This window comes from Streptomyces sp. NPDC038213 (genome assembly GCF_055600495.1).
In genome coordinates this window covers 36863-53282 of record NZ_JBVJYM010000020.1, presented here as the reverse complement: position 1 = coordinate 53282, position 16420 = coordinate 36863, and the positions used below count along the sequence as shown (strand labels likewise).

General features: G+C 73.8%; 15 protein-coding genes. 11 read left to right on the top strand and 4 right to left on the bottom strand.

From position 1 onward, the window contains the following. The first annotated feature begins 48 nt into the window (after positions 1 to 48). The 9 genes from ACZ7JZ_RS24560 (at position 49) to gatB (ending at position 10948) form a co-directional block, all read left to right on the top strand. On the top strand, positions 49 to 738 hold the full coding sequence (locus ACZ7JZ_RS24560; RefSeq protein ID WP_470942880.1) for an SDR family oxidoreductase: 690 nt from the start codon (positions 49 to 51) through the stop codon (positions 736 to 738). Between the two features lie 4 nt (positions 739 to 742). Beyond that, entirely contained in the window at positions 743 to 1720 is a 978-nt protein-coding gene (locus ACZ7JZ_RS24555; RefSeq protein WP_470942878.1) for a methionine synthase, read from the top strand. A gap of 19 nt (positions 1721 to 1739) precedes the next feature. Beyond that, positions 1740 to 3932, top strand: a complete 2193-nt coding sequence (gene ligA, locus ACZ7JZ_RS24550; protein WP_470942877.1) for an NAD-dependent DNA ligase LigA — start codon at positions 1740 to 1742, stop codon at positions 3930 to 3932. Between the two features lie 284 nt (positions 3933 to 4216). After that, entirely contained in the window at positions 4217 to 6397 is a 2181-nt protein-coding gene (locus ACZ7JZ_RS24545) for a putative bifunctional diguanylate cyclase/phosphodiesterase (protein ID WP_470942875.1), read from the top strand. 246 nt (positions 6398 to 6643) lie between these two features. Then, positions 6644 to 7264: a CAP domain-containing protein gene (locus tag ACZ7JZ_RS24540; protein ID WP_470942873.1), complete on the top strand. Its 621-nt coding sequence runs from the start codon at positions 6644 to 6646 to the stop codon at positions 7262 to 7264. A 123-nt stretch (positions 7265 to 7387) separates the two neighbouring features. Further along, entirely contained in the window at positions 7388 to 7684 is a 297-nt protein-coding gene (gatC, locus tag ACZ7JZ_RS24535; protein ID WP_010984178.1) for an Asp-tRNA(Asn)/Glu-tRNA(Gln) amidotransferase subunit GatC, read from the top strand. Between the two features lie 6 nt (positions 7685 to 7690). Continuing rightward, positions 7691 to 9184 carry an Asp-tRNA(Asn)/Glu-tRNA(Gln) amidotransferase subunit GatA gene (gatA, locus tag ACZ7JZ_RS24530; RefSeq protein ID WP_470942872.1) on the top strand — a complete coding sequence of 498 codons (1494 nt, stop codon included), beginning with the start codon at positions 7691 to 7693 and terminating at the stop codon, positions 9182 to 9184. Further along, the gene (locus tag ACZ7JZ_RS24525) at positions 9181 to 9420 is read left to right on the top strand and encodes a hypothetical protein (RefSeq protein WP_470942871.1); all 240 of its coding nucleotides are present in this window, start codon (positions 9181 to 9183) and stop codon (positions 9418 to 9420) included. The genes gatA and ACZ7JZ_RS24525 overlap by 4 nt, the downstream gene beginning before the upstream one ends. 16 nt (positions 9421 to 9436) lie before the next feature. Next, positions 9437 to 10948 carry an Asp-tRNA(Asn)/Glu-tRNA(Gln) amidotransferase subunit GatB gene (gene gatB / locus ACZ7JZ_RS24520; RefSeq protein ID WP_470942869.1) on the top strand — a complete coding sequence of 504 codons (1512 nt, stop codon included), beginning with the start codon at positions 9437 to 9439 and terminating at the stop codon, positions 10946 to 10948. A 105-nt stretch (positions 10949 to 11053) separates the two neighbouring features. Here the strand turns inward: gatB and ACZ7JZ_RS24515 are convergent, their stop codons facing one another. Both ACZ7JZ_RS24515 and ACZ7JZ_RS24510 read right to left on the bottom strand, forming a co-directional pair. Beyond that, entirely contained in the window at positions 11054 to 11665 is a 612-nt protein-coding gene (locus ACZ7JZ_RS24515) for a GNAT family N-acetyltransferase (RefSeq protein WP_470942868.1), read from the bottom strand. Then, a complete protein-coding gene (locus tag ACZ7JZ_RS24510; RefSeq protein ID WP_470942866.1) occupies positions 11662 to 13725 on the bottom strand; it encodes a penicillin acylase family protein in 2064 nt (687 codons plus the stop codon). The genes ACZ7JZ_RS24515 and ACZ7JZ_RS24510 overlap by 4 nt, the downstream gene beginning before the upstream one ends. A gap of 72 nt (positions 13726 to 13797) precedes the next feature. Here ACZ7JZ_RS24510 and ACZ7JZ_RS24505 point away from each other — a divergent pair, with 72 nt between their 5' ends. Next, the gene (locus ACZ7JZ_RS24505; RefSeq protein ID WP_470942864.1) at positions 13798 to 14517 is read left to right on the top strand and encodes a siderophore-interacting protein; all 720 of its coding nucleotides are present in this window, start codon (positions 13798 to 13800) and stop codon (positions 14515 to 14517) included. 62 nt (positions 14518 to 14579) lie between these two features. On the opposite strand, the gene ACZ7JZ_RS24500 is transcribed toward ACZ7JZ_RS24505, so the two are convergent. After that, a complete protein-coding gene (locus ACZ7JZ_RS24500; protein ID WP_470942975.1) occupies positions 14580 to 15059 on the bottom strand; it encodes a DinB family protein in 480 nt (159 codons plus the stop codon). Between the two features lie 38 nt (positions 15060 to 15097). Continuing rightward, on the bottom strand, positions 15098 to 15895 hold the full coding sequence (locus ACZ7JZ_RS24495) for a GNAT family N-acetyltransferase (protein WP_470942862.1): 798 nt from the start codon (positions 15893 to 15895) through the stop codon (positions 15098 to 15100). 65 nt (positions 15896 to 15960) lie between these two features. Here ACZ7JZ_RS24495 and ACZ7JZ_RS24490 point away from each other — a divergent pair, with 65 nt between their 5' ends. Beyond that, positions 15961 to 16347, top strand: a complete 387-nt coding sequence (locus ACZ7JZ_RS24490; protein ID WP_470942860.1) for a cupin domain-containing protein — start codon at positions 15961 to 15963, stop codon at positions 16345 to 16347. The last annotated feature ends 73 nt before the right edge of the window (positions 16348 to 16420 follow it).

Here is a 16420-nt window from a genome sequence, read left to right as displayed (position 1 = left end):
CGGGTCCCGGCCCCGTTCCGGCCCCGCGGGAGTGCGAGCATGGGACCCATGGCTACCCATCTGATCACCGGCGCCGGATCCGGCATCGGCGCCGCCGTCGCGCGCCGCCTCCACGAGCGGGGCGACGAGCTCGTCCTGCTGGCCCGCGACGCAGCCCGCGGCAAGGAGCTCACCGCCCGCTACCCCGGCTCCCGCGCCCTCGTGGCCGACCTCGCCGACCCCGACCGGATCTCCTGGTCCTTCTCCCACCAGGCCCTGCCCGACCGGCTCGACACCCTCCTGCACATCGCCGGGATCGTCGACCTCGGGCCCGTCGGGGAGCTGCGCCCCAAGACCTGGCACCAGCAGCTCAACGTCAACCTGATCGCCCCCGCCGAGCTGACCCGGCTGCTGCTGCCCAGCCTGCGCGCCGCCCGGGGCCACGTCCTGTACGTCAACTCCGGCGCCGGGCTCACCGCGCACGCCGACTGGAGCGCGTACGCCGCCTCCAAGCACGGCCTCAAGGCGCTCGCCGACTCGCTGCGCCACGAGGAGAAGCCGAACGGCGTCCGCGTCACCTCCGTCTACCCGGGCCGCACCGCCACCCCCATGCAGGCCAAGGTGCACTCCCAGGAGGGCCGGGAGTACGACCCCGCCGCCTGGATCGACGCCGAGTCCGTGGCCACCACCATCCTCATGGCCGTCGACCTGCCGCGCGACGCCGAGGTCAACGACCTCACCGTCAGGCCGGGGCGCTGAGCCCGTGACCGCCACCGGAGTCGGCTCGCTGCCCGGCGGGGACGCGCGCGAGGCCGCCAAGACCGTCACGGGCACCTTCGAGGACCTCCCGTACCTGCCCGAACTGCCCGCCCGCGGCCCCGGCGCCGACATGATCGGCCGCTCGCTGGGGCTGCTCGTCGACATGTACGCCCGCGTCGAGCCCAGCGGCTGGCGGCTGGGCGACCGCCCCGGCCGCGACACCCGCCGGGCCCGCTCCTGGCTCGGCGAGGACCTCGACGCCCTGGAGGAGTTCACCCAGGGCTACGAGGGCCGGCTCAAGGTCCAGGCCGTCGGGCCGTGGACCCTGGCCGCCGCGACCGAACTGCACGGCGGGGAGGCCCTCCTCAAGGACCCCGGCGCCTGCCGAGACCTGGCCGCCTCCCTCGCGGAGGGGCTGCGGGGACACCTCGCCGAGGTCCGCCGCCGCATCCCCGGGGCCGAGGTCCTGCTCCAGATCGACGAGCCCTCCCTCGGGGCCGTGCTGCGCGGGCAGGTCAAGACGGCCAGCCAGTACCGGACGCACCGGGCCGTGGACCGGCAGACCGTCGAGGCGGCCCTGCGGGAGCTGTTCGCCGTCCACGACGGGCAGGTCCTCGTCCACTCCTGCGCCCCCGGGGTGCCCTTCGCCCTGCTGCGCCGGGCCGGGGCCACGGGCGTGTCGTTCGATTTCTCCCTGCTCACCGAGCGCGAGGATGAGGCGGTCGGGGAGGCCGTGGAGAGCGGCACGACCCTCTACGCCGGAGTGGTGGCGGGCACCGACGGCCCGTTGTCGGACCCGGCCGGTAGCGTCATGGGTGTCAGGAAGCTCTGGCGCAGGCTGGGGCTGGCCCCGGGGACTCTGGCGGAGTCCGTCGTGGTCACCCCGTCCTGCGGTCTGGCCGGTGCCTCGCCCGCCTACGCGCGCGCGGTGCAGGCCCACTGCGTCAGGGCGGCGAGGTCGCTCGCCGACAACCCTGAGTGACGGAAACGGGAGGACGGGCATGGCAGCCGAACAGAAGCAGGGCAGTGTGGCACCGGCAGAGATCATGGAGCAGCACGCCCTGCTCGCGGAGCAGGTGGAGGAACACCGCTTCCGGTACTACGTGAACGACCAGCCGGTCGTCAGCGACGCCGAGTTCGACCGGCTGCTGCGCTCCCTTGAGGCGCTGGAGGAGCAGTACCCCGGCCTGCGCACCCCCGACTCGCCCACGCAGAAGGTCGCGGGCGCCTACCAGACCGACTTCGCCTCCGTCGAGCACCGCGAGCGCATGCTCTCCCTCGACAACGCCTTCGACGACGAGGAGCTGTCCGCCTGGGCCGACCGGGTGGCCCGGGACGTCGGCACCGCGGACTTCCACTACCTGTGCGAGCTCAAGGTCGACGGCCTCGCCGTGAACCTCACGTACGAGAAGGGGCGGCTGACCCGGGCCGCCACCCGCGGCGACGGCCGCACCGGCGAGGACATCACGCCCAACGTCCGCACCATCGCCGAGGTCCCCGACCGCCTCAGGGGCGACCGGATCCCGGAGCTGGTCGAGATCCGCGGCGAGGTCTTCTTCCCGATGGAGAAGTTCGAGGAGCTCAACGCCCGCCTCGTCGAGGCCGGGGACAAGCCCTTCGCCAACCCGCGCAACGCCGCCGCAGGATCGCTCCGCCAGAAGGACCCCAAGGTCACGGCGACCCGGCCGCTGCACATGGTCGTCCACGGCATCGGCGCCCGCGAGGGCTTCGACATCGACTGCCTGTCGCACGCGTACGAGCTGCTCCACGAGTGGGGCCTGCCCACGGCCCGGCACAACAGGGTCGTGGACTCGCTGGAGCAGGTCCGCGAGTTCGTCGCGTACTTCGGCGAGAACCGCCACTCGGTGGAGCACGAGATCGACGGCGTGGTCGTCAAGCTCGACGAGATCCCCCTCCAGGGCCGCCTGGGCTCCACGGCGCGCGCCCCGCGCTGGGCCATCGCGTGGAAGTACGCGCCGGAGGAGGTCAACACCCGGCTGATCGACATCAAGGTCGGCGTCGGGCGCACCGGCCGGGTCACGCCGTACGCGCAGGTGGAGCCGGTGACGGTGGCCGGCTCGGAGGTCGAGTTCGCGACCCTGCACAACCAGGACGTGGTCAAGGCCAAGGGCGTGCTGATCGGGGACACGGTGGTGCTCCGCAAGGCCGGGGACGTGATCCCGGAGATCCTCGGCCCGGTCGTGGACCTGCGGGACGGCACCGAGCGGGAGTTCGTCATGCCCGCGCAGTGCCCCGAGTGCGGGACCGCGCTGCGGCCGATGAAGGAGGGCGACATCGACCTCCGCTGCCCCAACGGGCAGACCTGCCCGGCCCAGCTGCGCGAGCGGCTCTTCTACCTCGCCGGCCGCCAGTGCCTGGACATCGAGAACTTCGGCTCGGTGGCCGCCGCGGCCCTCACACGGCCCCTGGAGCCCGCCGAGCCCCCGCTGCTCGACGAGGGCGGCCTCTTCGACCTGACGATCGAGGACCTCCTGCCCATCAAGGCGTACGTGCTCGACGCGGACAGCGGGCTGCCCAAGCGGGACCCGAAGACCGGCGAGGAGAAGATCGTCACGGTCTTCGCCAACCAGAAGGGCGAGCCGAAGAAGAACGCCCTCGCGATGCTGGAGAACATCGCCGCGGCCAAGGAGCGCCCCCTCGCCCGGATCATCAACGGCCTGTCGATCCGGCACGTGGGGCCCGTCGCCGCCGAGGCCCTGGCCCGGGAGTTCCGGTCCGTCGAGCGCATCGAGGCCGCCTCGGAGGAGGAGCTCGCCGCCACCGAGGGCGTCGGCCCCATCATCGCCGCCTCCCTCAAGGAGTGGTTCGCGGTCGACTGGCACCAGGAGATCCTGCGCCGCTGGCGGGCGGCCGGGGTCCGCATGGAGGAGGAGGGCGCCGACGAGGAGGCGGGCCCCCGCCCCCTGGAGGGGCTGACGGTCGTCGTCACCGGCACCCTCGCCGGGCACACCCGCGACGGGGCCAAGGAGGCCCTCCAGAGCCGCGGCGCGAAGGTGACCGGATCCGTCTCGAAGAAGACCTCGTTCGTGGTCGTCGGAGACAACCCCGGATCGAAGTACGACAAGGCGATGCAGCTGAAACTGGCCGTGCTCGACGAGGCGGGCTTCGCCGTCCTGTTGGAGCAGGGACCCGACGCGGCCCGCGGGGCCGCCCTCCCGGTGGAAGGGGAATAGCACCCGCAAGGCCCCGGCCGGGCACCGCTGACCTGTCGGATCATCGGATGGGTGACAAAGCGGTCCTGAAGCGATCTCACCCGTTCGGCGGATACCTTACTGATGAGGATGGCTGGGTCGCATTCGGGCAACCGCTGCCGACCGCTGCCCCTGGAAGCCTTCCGCGGCCTACTGTTGAGGGGTGCGCCCGTCGTGCGCGGCTGCATGGTGCAATGTCCAGCCGTGACGGCACGTCAACGGGCCATCACGAGGCATCGGCACCGCCGGCTGTGAGAGGGACGGGCATGAAACCCACCGAAAGCGCCGACCCGTCACCCGAATTCGGCGGGCAGCCCCCGGCCGCCCGGGGCGGACGGCTCGGCGTCCTGGGGTCCAGGGCCCCCGGCGCCCACCCGCTGGACACGGGGGCCGGGCGGCGCACCGTGCTGCCCGCCCTCGTCATCGCGGCCGCCGCGGCGGTCCTCGGCGCGGGCATCGTCCGCGCCGTGGACGCGGGGCACGCCCTCTTCCCCGGGTCCACGGTCGGCTGGTCCCTGGCCCTCCTCAGCGGCATCATCGTCGGCCACCTGGTCGCCCTGGGCCGCGACCGCTGGTGGGGCGGCACCGGCTCCGGCGCCGCCCTCACCCTCGGCGTGCTGCTCCTCTACGGCTGGGTGCCGGCCGGACTGGTCAGCCTCGCGGTGGTCTCCCTGGTCGGAGCCGCCCGCCGGCACCGCTGGCGGCAGGGCCTGCTGCACGGCTCCGTCGACGTCATCGGCATCGGCGCCGGCGCCCTCGTCCTGGCCGCCTTCGGCGACGAACCCACCGTCGAGCAGCCCTGGCGGCCCATGGACTGGGGCCTCGACGCCATCCCCGAAGTGGTGCTGGTCGCCGTCGCCTACCTGGCCGTCACCCGCGTGCTCCTGTGGTGCGCCCTCGCCCCCCGCGGCGGCGGACTGCCCACCGTCGCCCGCACGGCGATGGTCCGTCAGGTGCTCGTCGCCGTGGCCCTGCTCGGCATCGCCCCGCTGATCTGCGTGGTCGCCGTCGCCCTGCCCGTACTGCTCCCGCTGTTCGCCGTACCGCTCATCGCCCTCGACTCCACCCTGTGGATCGCCCGCGCCCGGGCCGAGGAGCAGCTGCGCGACCCGCTCACCGGACTGCCCAACCGGCAGTGGCTGCTGGAGCGCGCCTGGACCGCCCTCGACGAGGCTGAACGTATCGGCACCCGCTCCGCCCTCGTCCTGATCGACCTCGACCGCTTCCGCGCGGTCAACGACACCCTGGGCCACCTGGCCGGGGACCGGCTCCTGCTCCAGATCGCCGAACGCCTGCGCCTCGCCCTGCCCCGGCACGCCGAGGCCGCCCGCCTGGGCGGCGACGAGTTCGCCGTCCTCCTGCCCGTCGCCGACTCCACCACCAGCGCCCAGCGCATCGCCCGCCACCTGGTGGCCGAGCTCAGCTCCCCCCTGGACCTGGACGGGCTCACCCTGGTCCTGGAGGCCAGCGCCGGGCTCGCCGTCTTCCCCGACCACGCCCTCGACGCGGAGGGCCTGCTGCGCCGCGCCGACGTGGCGATGTACCAGGCCAAGCGGGACCGCACGGGCGTGGAGGTGTACGAGTCCAAGCGCGACAGCAACACCCCCGACCGGCTCGGGCTCCTCGGCGACCTGCGGCGCGCCCTCGACGCCGGCGAGGTGGAGCTGCACTACCAGCCCAAGGTCCGCTTCGACGGGCAGGTCGCGGGCCTGGAGGCGCTGGTGCGCTGGGTGCACCCGGAGCGCGGCCGGGTCCCCCCGGACGAGTTCATCGCCATCGCCGAGACCTCCGGGCTGATGCCGCACCTGACCGAGTACGTGCTGGAGACCGCCCTGGCCCAGGTGGCCCGCTGGCGGGCCCAGGGCCTGAAGGTGCCCGTGGCCGTCAACGTCTCCCCGCGCGACGTCCACACCCCCGGCTTCGCAGGGGCCGTGGCCGCCCGGCTGGCCCGGCACGGGGTGCCCGCGGGCGCCCTCCAGCTGGAGATCACCGAGCACGTGCTGCTGGAGGACCCGCAGCGGGCCGCCGACACCATGGCCGGGCTGACCGGCCACGGGGTGAAGATGTCCCTGGACGACTTCGGCACGGGCTACTCCTCGCTGGTGCACCTGCGCCGGCTCCCGGTCAGCGAGCTGAAGATCGACCGGTCCTTCGTGGCCCGGCTGGCCGTGGACGCCCAGGACGCGGAGATCGTCCGCTGCACGGTGGACCTCGCCCACTCCCTGGGCCTGCTCGTGGTCGCCGAGGGCGTCGAGGACGACGAGACCTGGGAGCGCCTGCGCGACCTGGGCTGCGACGCCGTCCAGGGCTGGCTGGTCGCCGCCGCCATGCCCCCGGCCGAGGCCACGGCCTGGCTGCTGGCCCGCGGCGAGCGCGGCTGGCGCCGCCCGTCCGACATCACGGCCGACCTCTCGGCGGTGACCTCCTCCGAGACGCCGTCGCCGTAGGCGGGGACCGCAAGCAGGGCGCCCCGGGCCTCCGGGGCGCCCTGCCGCGTCCACAGCCCCGGGAGAAAAAGAGCACCATCGGAAAAAGTGTTATCCGCACACCCCTGTGCAGGTCTCCTCTCCAGCCGGACACCCCGGCGCAGCAGAGAACGGAGTCCCATGCCCCCGCACGACGCCCGTCACCCGTCCGCCCCCGGAGTACCCGCCGACGCCCCCCGGGGCCGCCACCGCCGCTCCCGGGGACGCGTGACCGCGCTGTCCGTCGCCGCAGCCTCCGTCGCGGCCACCGCCGCCGCCTTCGCCTGGCCCGCGGCCGGACAGGCCACCACGGCGTCCGCGGGCCGCCCCGCCGCGCCCGCCCCCGCAGCGATACCCGGCGCCCAGTCCGGCGCCGGCAGCGCCCCCGCGGCGGCCCGGGAGGCCCGGGCCGCGGCCGCACCCGCCGCCCAGGCCGCCCCCGCGAGCCCCGCCGCCACCCGGGCCGCCACGTACGCGAAGCAGGTCGTCGCCCTGGTCAACAAGGAGCGGCGCCGGGCCGGCTGCGCCCCGCTGAAGGCCGACAAGCGGCTCATGAAGGCCGCCCAGTACCACGCCAACGACATGGCCAAGCGGAACTACTACTCCCACACCAGCCCCGAGGGCCGCAGCGCCGGCGACCGCATGACCAGGGCCGGCTACCCCTGGATGCGCTGGGGCGAGAACATCTACAAGAGCCCCCGCACCCCCGCGAAGGCCATGGCGGGCTGGATGGCCAGCCCGGGGCACCGCGCCAACATCCTGAACTGCGCGTTCAAGGACATCGGGGTGGGCGTGAACCTGAAGTCCAACGGCCCCTGGTGGGTGCAGAACTTCGCGGCCCGCCGCTGAGGGCGACGGCCCCGGCGGGGGCCGTGCCCCCGGCTCCCGCCAAACCGTTTCGTGGTGTGACGGCTGCGCCCCATAGGATTGGCCGCGAAACCTACACGCTCACCACCCCCAGAGGATCGCTGCATGCCTGGCATCACGCGCGAGGAGGTCGCCCACCTCGCTCGGCTGGCGCGTCTGGAGCTCAAGGCCGAAGAGCTGGATCACTTCGCCGGACAGCTCGACGACATCATCGGCGCGGTCGCCCGCGTTTCCGAGGTCGCCGACCAAGACGTCCCGCCGACCTCCCACCCGCTGCCGCTGACGAACGTCATGCGCGCGGACGAGGTCCGACCGTCGCTCACCCCCGAGCAGGCGCTCTCCGGAGCCCCCGCACAGGAGCAGCAGCGTTTCAAGGTGCCGCAGATCCTGGGGGAGGACTAAGCAGTCATGACCGACATCATCAAGCTCACCGCCGCCGAGATCGCCGGGAGGATCGCCTCCGGCGAGCTCACCGCGGTCGAGGTCACCGAGGCCCACCTGGCCCGGATCGAAGCCGTGGACGAGAAGGTCCACGCCTTCCTGCACGTCGACCGCGAGGGCGCGCTCGCGCAGGCCCGCGCCGTCGACGCCAAGCGCGCCGCGGGCGAGGAGCTCGGCCCGCTGGCCGGCGTACCGCTCGCGCTCAAGGACATCTTCACCACCAAGGGTGTGCCGACCACCGTCGGCTCGAAGATCCTCGAGGGCTGGATCCCGCCGTACGACGCCACCCTGACGCGCAAGCTCAAGGAAGCCGGCGTCGTCATCCTCGGCAAGACCAACATGGACGAGTTCGCCATGGGGTCCTCCACCGAGAACAGCGCCTACGGCCCCACCGGCAACCCCTGGGACCTCACCCGGATCCCCGGCGGCTCCGGCGGCGGCTCCTCGGCGGCCCTGGCCGCGTACGAGGCCCCCCTCGCGATCGGCACGGACACCGGCGGCTCCATCCGCCAGCCCGCGGCCGTCACCGCCACCGTCGGCGTCAAGCCCACGTACGGCGGCGTGTCCCGCTACGGCATGGTCGCCTTCTCGTCCTCCCTCGACCAGGGCGGCCCCTGCGCCCGCACGGTCCTGGACGCGGCCCTGCTGCACGAGGTCATCGCCGGGCACGACCCGCTGGACTCCACCTCCATCGACGCCCCGGTCCCGCCGGTCGTCGAGGCGGCGCGCAACGGCTCCGTCGCCGGGATGCGCGTCGGCGTGGTCAAGCAGTTCTCCGGCGAGGGCTACCAGGCCGGCGTCGTCCAGCGCTTCAACGAGTCCGTGGAGCTCCTCAAGGAGCTCGGCGCCGAGATCGTCGAGCTGGACTGCCCGTCCTTCGACCTGGCGCTGGCCGCGTACTACCTGATCGCGCCCTCCGAGTGCTCGTCCAACCTGGCCCGCTTCGACGCCATGCGCTACGGCCTGCGGGTCGGTGACGACGGCACGAGGTCCGCCGAGGACGTCACCGCCCTGACCCGCGAGGCCGGCTTCGGCGACGAGGTCAAGCGCCGTGTCATCCTGGGCACGTACGCGCTGAGCTCCGGCTACTACGACGCGTACTACGGCTCCGCCCAGAAGGTCCGCACGCTCATCACGCAGGACTTCGAGAAGTCCTTCGAGCAGGTCGACGTGATCGTCTCCCCGACCACCCCGACCACCGCCTTCCCGATCGGCGAGCGCGCCGACGACCCGATGGCGATGTACCTCGCGGACCTGTGCACCATCCCGACCAACCTGGCCGGCAACGCCGCCATGTCGCTGCCCTGCGGCCTGGCGCCCGAGGACGGTCTCCCGGTCGGTCTGCAGATCATCGCCCCGGCGATGAAGGACGACCGCCTCTACAAGGTCGGTGCCGCCGTCGAGGCCGCCTTCAACGCGCGCTGGGGCCACCCGCTGCTGGAGGAGGCTCCGTCCCTGTGAGTGCACTGACCAAGGCCAAGGGCTTCAAGAAGTCCAGGTCCGGTACGTACCTGTCGATCGGCACCACCGCCTTCGGTGCCATCAGCGTGATCAAGCAGGCCCGCAAGGCCCGCACCGAGCACGACACGCTGCAGCTGGTCGACGCCGTTGTGTCCGCCGCCGCCATCGTCACCGGCCTCGCGATCCTGTACCGCGAGCTGAAGCGCCTCGGCGACGACGACGTCCTGCTGGGCTGAGAGGGAAAGTTTCACCGTGACCGTCACCGAACTCCTGTCGTACGACGCGGCTCTCGCGGCGTACGACCCCGTCATGGGCCTCGAAGTCCATGTCGAGCTCGGCACCAAGACCAAGATGTTCTGCGGCTGCTCCACCGAACTGGGCGCCGAGCCCAACTCGCAGACCTGCCCGACCTGTCTCGGCCTGCCCGGCTCCCTCCCCGTCGTCAACGCGATCGGCGTGGAGTCCGCCATCAAGATCGGTCTCGCGCTGAACTGCGAGATCGCCGAATGGTGCCGCTTCGCCCGGAAGAACTACTTCTATCCGGACATGCCGAAGAACTTCCAGACCTCCCAGTACGACGAGCCCATCGCCTTCAACGGCTACCTGGACGTCCAGCTGGAGGACGGCGAGGTCTTCCGCGTGGAGATCGAGCGCGCCCACATGGAGGAGGACACCGGCAAGTCGACGCACGTCGGCGGTGCCACCGGCCGCATCCACGGCGCGTCCCACTCCCTGCTCGACTACAACCGGGCCGGCATCCCCCTCATCGAGATCGTCACCAAGCCGATCGAGGGCGCCGGCGAGCGGGCCCCCGAGGTCGCCAAGGCGTACGTGGCCGAGCTCCGCGAGGTCATCAAGTCCCTGGGCGTCTCCGAGGCCCGGATGGACAAGGGCCAGATGCGCTGCGACGTGAACCTGTCGCTGCGCCCGAACGGCACCACGGCCTTCGGCACCCGCAGCGAGACGAAGAACGTCAACTCGCTGCGCTCGGTCGAGCGCGCGGCGCGCTTCGAGATCCAGCGCCACGCGGCCGTCCTGCAGTCCGGCGGCTCGATCGTGCAGGAGACCCGTCACTTCCACGAGGACGACGGCTCCACCACCTCGGGCCGCATCAAGGACAACGCCGAGGACTACCGGTACTTCCCGGAGCCCGACCTCGTCCCCGTCGCCCCGGCCCGCACCTGGGTCGAGGAGCTGCGCGCGGGCCTGCCCGAGATGCCGCGTGCGCGCCGCAACCGGCTCCGCGAGGAGTGGGGCATCAGCGAGCACGACATGCAGTCCATCCTCAACGCGGGCGCGGTGGAGTCCATCGTCGCCACCGTCGAGGCGGGCGCCGACCCGGTTGCCGCGCGCAAGTGGTGGATGGGCGAGCTGGCCCGCAACGCCAACGAGCAGGGCGTCGGAGTCGACGAGCTGGCCATCACCCCGGCCGACGTGGCCCGGGTGGCCGCGCTGGTCGCCGACGGCTCGCTCAACGACAAGCTCGCCCGCCAGGTCCTCGAGGGCGTCCTCGCCGGCGAGGGCACCCCGGACGAGGTCGTCGACAAGCGCGGCCTGAAGGTCGTCTCGGACGAGGGCGCGCTCGGCGCGGCCGTGGACGAGGCCATCGCCGGGAACGCCGCCATCGCCGACAAGATCCGCGGCGGCAAGGTCGCGGCCGTGGGCGCCCTGGTGGGCGCGGTCATGAAGACCACCCGCGGCCAGGCCGACGCCGCCCGCGTCAAGGAGCTCATCCTGGAGCGCCTGGGCGTCAGCGAGGGCTGATCCCCGGCGGGCGCCGGTCCGCCCGCAGCGGTACGCGCGAGGGGCGGGACCCCGGACTTCGGTCCGGTGGTCCCGCCCCTCGCGCGTACCCGCCCGCCGTACGGCTCAGAAGCCCTTGTCGGAGGCCTTCAGGAAGGCCAGCCGGGCCGGCTTCGCGGGGAGGTAGACCTCCGGCAGGTCGATCTCCGGCAGCACCACCTCGGCGTCCAGGGTGAAGCCGAACCGCTCCATCAGGGCCACGGCCTTCGCGTTGCGGGAGTCCGGCTCGACCACCACGCGCGGGGTGCCGGAGGAGAACACGAACTGCGTGAACACCTCCAGCAGCGCGAAGGTGAAGCCGTGCTGCGCCCCGCCCACGGCCGGGCCGATCAGCAGGTGCACCCCGGTGTCCCCGGGCTGCACCTCGTAGCACTCGCTGACCCGGTCCTCGGCGGCCTCGTAGGTCTGGAAGAGGGCCACGGGCAGCCCGTCCCGGTGCACGAGGAACGCGTGGTGCGTGGTGCGGCGGTCCACGTCCGCGTAGATCTCCTCGACGAGCTCCACGCTCGCCCCGCCCATGCCCCAGAAGCGGGCCCGCTCCTCGGTCACCCAGGAGTGGATCAGGGGGGCGTCGACCGGCGGGTCGACGGGGGTGATGGTGACGGTCCCGAAGCCGGGCACGTCCTGGACGTGCACGGGCTCGCGGGTCGAGACGGCGGCGGGGGAGGGCAGGGTCATCGGGAGTCTTCCTTGGTGAGCCGGGACCAGTCGGTGACGACGGGTACGAGGGCGCCGCGCGCCCAGTGGGAGAGCTGGTCGCGGTGGTGCGGGGAACCGGTGACCCCGTCCGCGCCCAGCGGCACCACCCACAGGCTGTCCTCGCGGCGCGCGAGGTCCCAGACGTAGCGGGCCGAGGGGCCGCGGGCGGTGAGGTCGGTGTATCCGGGCACGCTGGAGGTGGCCAGCACGCAGTCGTGGTCGCCGCCCAGCCCGGGCCACTCGGCCTCCGGGTCGGGCAGGGCCTGCCAGGGGGCGAGGCGGTGCACCTCGGCCCACGGCGCGGGCTCGGCGCCCTGTGCCGCGAGCTCCTCCAGCGCGGCCCGCACCAGCCCCGGCCGGTCGAGTCCGGGCAGCAGCCCGGTGGTGAGGATCCCCTCCAGCGCGTAGCCGGTCTTGGGGACCAGGTACAGCCAGGGGTGGAAGACCCCGGGGGCGCGGGGGACGCCCGCCAGCGCCGCGAAGGCGGGGTCGGCGGCGATCTTCCGCACCACGGCGGTGCGCAGGGCCGAGAACAGCGTGGCGTCCGTGCTGTCGGCCTCCATCCGCCGGTCCCAGGCCAGCAGCCGGGCGCGCACGGCCTGCGCCTGCGGGGACAGGTCCGCCAGCGGGACGAGCACGTCGAGCAGGGCGGCGGCGGAGGCCAGGTGGGTGTCCGTGTGGATCGAGGCCATGCCGGCCGCGGTCCAGTCCGCGGAACCGCTGATGAGCTCGCGGATGCGGTCGGCGCGGTGCGGGGGAGCGAACTCGACGCCGTACGGGGAGGCGATCCCGCGGGCGTTGGCCATCACGGCGAAGCCCTGGACCGGCTCGGCGGCGGTCTGCGCCCAGCCCTCCCACGCGTGGCCGGGCTCCCAGGCGGGGACCAGGCGCAGCCGGTTGTCCCGGGAGCGCAGCGGTACGGCGCCCGCGACCCGGTGCAGCAGGCCGCCCGCGGTGTCCGCGGCGTGGACCACGTTCACGGGCTCGGCCCACAGGTCGAAGGCACGGTCGACGTCCTCGACCGTACGGGCGCGCAGGAGCGCGGGCAGGGCCGCGAAGCCGAGGTCGCGGCGGACCCGGGGCGGGTAGCGGAGGCTGACGCGCTCACCGCCCTCCTCGATCCCGGCGAGGTGGCCGGCGATCACCGGGCCGCGGGCGGTCTCCAGGACCTCCACGGTGACCGGCTCGGCCCCGCGGACCTCGACGGTCTCCGTGTGGCCGCTGACGGGCTCCCAGGAGCCGTCGGGGCCCAGGGCCTCGAAGGTCCCGCGGGGGGTCTCGCGCAGCCGCTCCCGGTACAGGTCCTGGTAGTCGGCCATGGCGTTGGTGATCGCCCAGGCGGCGCCGCCGGTGTGGCCGAAGTGGGCGATGCCGGGGACACCGGGGACGGCGAGGCCGACCACGTCGAACTCGGGGCAGGAGAGCCGGATCTGCTGGTAGACGCCCGGGTCCTCGATGAAGCGGTGCGGGTCGCCGGCGATCAGGGCGGCGCCGGTGGTGGTGCGGTCGCCGGGGATCAGCCAGCCGTTGCTGCCGGCGGTGCCGGGGCCGTCGGTGGCGAAGAGGGTGGCCGCCTCGTCGCCGAGGGCCCGGGCGACCTGCTCGCGCCAGATCTTGGTGGGGAAGCCGGCGAAGAGGATGTGCGTGGAGAGCCAGATGCCGAGCGGCACCCAGGGCTCCCAGGGGGCGGTGTCCAGGCCGGTGGCGGCGAACCGGTGGTCGCGGGCGGCGCCGGCGGCCATGCCCTCGTTGACCCCGTCGACGTAGGCGCGTACCCATGCGGCGGTCTGCGGGTCCAGGGCCTCGAAGCAGCGGCGTGCGGTGTCGTCGAGCCGGGACTGCCGGGCGAAGGTGTCCCACTCCACCGACTCCGGGCCGAGGAAGGCGGCGGTCGTCCCCTGCGCGCGGCGCCGCTCCACCTCCAGCTGCCAGGCGCGGTCGGCGGCGGTGACCCGCCCCTGGGCCCGGGCGAGCGCTCCGGCGTCGGATGCGCGAAGATGCGGGATGCCCCAGGCGTCCCGGTAGACCTCGATACTCACACTGCTCCCCGAGTGCATTAGGTTAGGCTGGCCTAAGTGTAATCACAGAGTGTGCGAGGAAAAGGGGCGGGCGTGGCTGGTCATGGCTGGGAGGGCGTGGTCCTCAAACTGCTGCGGGGCAAGGACTTCACCTTCACGGTGACGGGGGCGGAGCAGGTGACGGAGCACTACCGCCGCGTCCACCTCGAGGACGGCGGCCTGCTCGCCGCCGCCGGAGTGCACCCCACGATGTGGGTGCGCCTGTGGTTCGACGACGGGGGCAAGCCGCACCAGCGGGCGTACACCCTGGTCGACCCGGACCCCGAACGCGGCCTCTTCTCCCTCGAGTTCGCCCTGCACGACGGCATAGCCAGCGACTGGGCCCGGCACGCCGAGCCCGGCGACACCGTCGAGGCCACCGTCCAGGGCACCGGCTTCACGGCCCCCGAACCGGCCCCGGCCCGCCTGCTCGTCATCGGCGACCCGGCCTCCCTGCCAGCGGTCAACTCCCTGCTGGACGCGCACCCGCAGACCCCGGCGACGATCTGGTTCGAGACCCAGCACGACGAGGACGACGAGCTGCCGGTGCGCCTCGACCCCGACCGCCACGAGCTGCGCCGGGTCCGCCGCTGCGGCGACGCGCTGGCCGACGCGGTCCGCGCCGAGCTCCCGGAGCTGGTGGGCGACCCGGCGCAGGCGTACGTGTGGATGGCCTGCGAGGCGGGCACCACCCGCACCCTGACCGCGTACCTGCGCAAGACCCTGTCGGTCCCGAAGCACCGCATCAACGCGCTCGGCTACTGGCGCGCCTGACCGCCGGCTCCGGATCCCCTCCCGCCCCCGGCCCGGCGGGGGTCCGCGCCCGGGGGCGGGCCTCAGACGCCCACGGTGCCGTCTACGGCCTCGCGCAGCAGGTCCGCGTGGCCGTTGTGCCGGGCGTACTCGTGCGTGACGTGCAGCAGCACCGTGCGCAGCGAGACCTCCCGGCCCCAGCGGGGGGCGAACACGGCCTCGTCCAGCGAGGCCGCCCGCGCCTCGATGCGGCGCGCGTGCGCGGTCTCGGCCTCCCAGGCGGCGAGGGCCTCGGCGCCGCCGGCGCCCTCCGCCTCGTACGCCGCCTGGAAGTCGCCGTCGGGCGACCACACGAGCGGTACGTCCTCGCCGTCGACCGTGCGCCGGAACCAGGCCCGCTCCACCTCGGCCATGTGCCGCACCAGCCCCAGCAGGGACAGCGAGGAGGGGGCGCAGGCCCGCCGGCGCAGCTGCTCGTCGGTCAGGCCCGCGCACTTCAGCGCGAGCGTGGCTCGGTGGAACTCGAGGAAGGACCGCAGGGTCTCGCGTTCGCCCCCGGTCATCAGCGGCAGGGGGCGGCCGTCCCCCTCGGGCCCGGCGCTCACCGGGCCTCCCAGACGTACTCGGCGGTGCCGCCGAGCATCTCGAAGCCCAGCCGCTCGAGGATCGGGCGGCTCATGGGGGAGGCGTCGACCTGGAGGTACGGGATCCCGTGCGCGGCGGCGATCCGGGCGCGGTACGCGACCAGGGCGCGGTAGATGCCCCGGCCGCGCCACTCCTCGGCCGTGCCGCCGCCCCAGAGGCCGGCGAAGGGCTTGCCCGGGTTCATCTCCAGCCGGGCCGCGCTGACCGGCTCGTCGCCGGCCATCGCCACGACCGCGGCGATCTTGTCGGGCTCCTCGGTGATCCGGGTCAGGATCTGGTGGTGCAGATCGGGGCGGACCCGGCCGAAGGCCCGGGCGCTGGCCTGCATCATCAGGTCCACGCCCGCGGCGTCGGTGACCGGCACCAGGCGGATGCCCTCGGGCGCTTCGGTCTCCGCGGTGAGCCGGGAGACCTCGGCCACCATCAGGGCCTCCGGCTCGCCCGCCTCGAAACCGGCCGCGGCCAGGCGCTGGGCGAGATCGGCGGGGCCGTCGTGGAAGTAGAGCTTCCACTCCCAGCTGCGGGCGCCGTCGGGCAGCCCGGCGAAGTGCGCCACCTGCTCGGCGATGGCCGCGTCGGCCGTGGACGCGTCGAGCTGCGACCAGAGCACCCCGTTGAACCCGAGCGGCGGCGCGGTCTGCCGCACCACGCTCCCGCCCGGCCCCACCCGCTCCACCACGGCCCCCGGCCCGTCCGGCGGGGCCCCCAGCCGCATCTCCCGGTCGTACAGCGCGCGCACCAGTTCATGATCCATCCCCCCACCCCACCAGCCCCCGGCACCCCCGGCAACCGGATTTCCGCCCGCTACGCTCCCCTCCCATGACCCCATCCGACCCGCGCATCCACACGGGCAACGCCGGCAAGGACGCCCCGCTCGACCACGGCTGGCTCCTCGGCCACTTCAAACCCCCCGGCGACCCCCGCCACAGCAGCGCGGTGGAGATCAAGTGGGGGGTGCACCCCCGCGGCGACCGCCGCGCCCGCTGGGTGGAGGGCGAGGCGCGGACCGCGCTGCAGGTGCTGGTCAGCGGACGGTTCCGGGTGGAGTTCCCCGGGGGCGACGTGGTCCTGGCCGAGCAGGGGGACTACGTGGTCTGGGGGCGCGGGGTCGACCACTCCTGGTATGCGGAGGAGGACTCCGTCGTGCTCACCGTCCGCTGGCCCTCCGTACCCGGGTACCAGGTGCCCCCGCCCGGCCCGTCCTGAGGGTCCGCGCGAGGGCGGGTCCCTCCTGCTCCGGGGGCCCGGGGCGAAGGGCGCCTACCGGCGCGTAACGCCT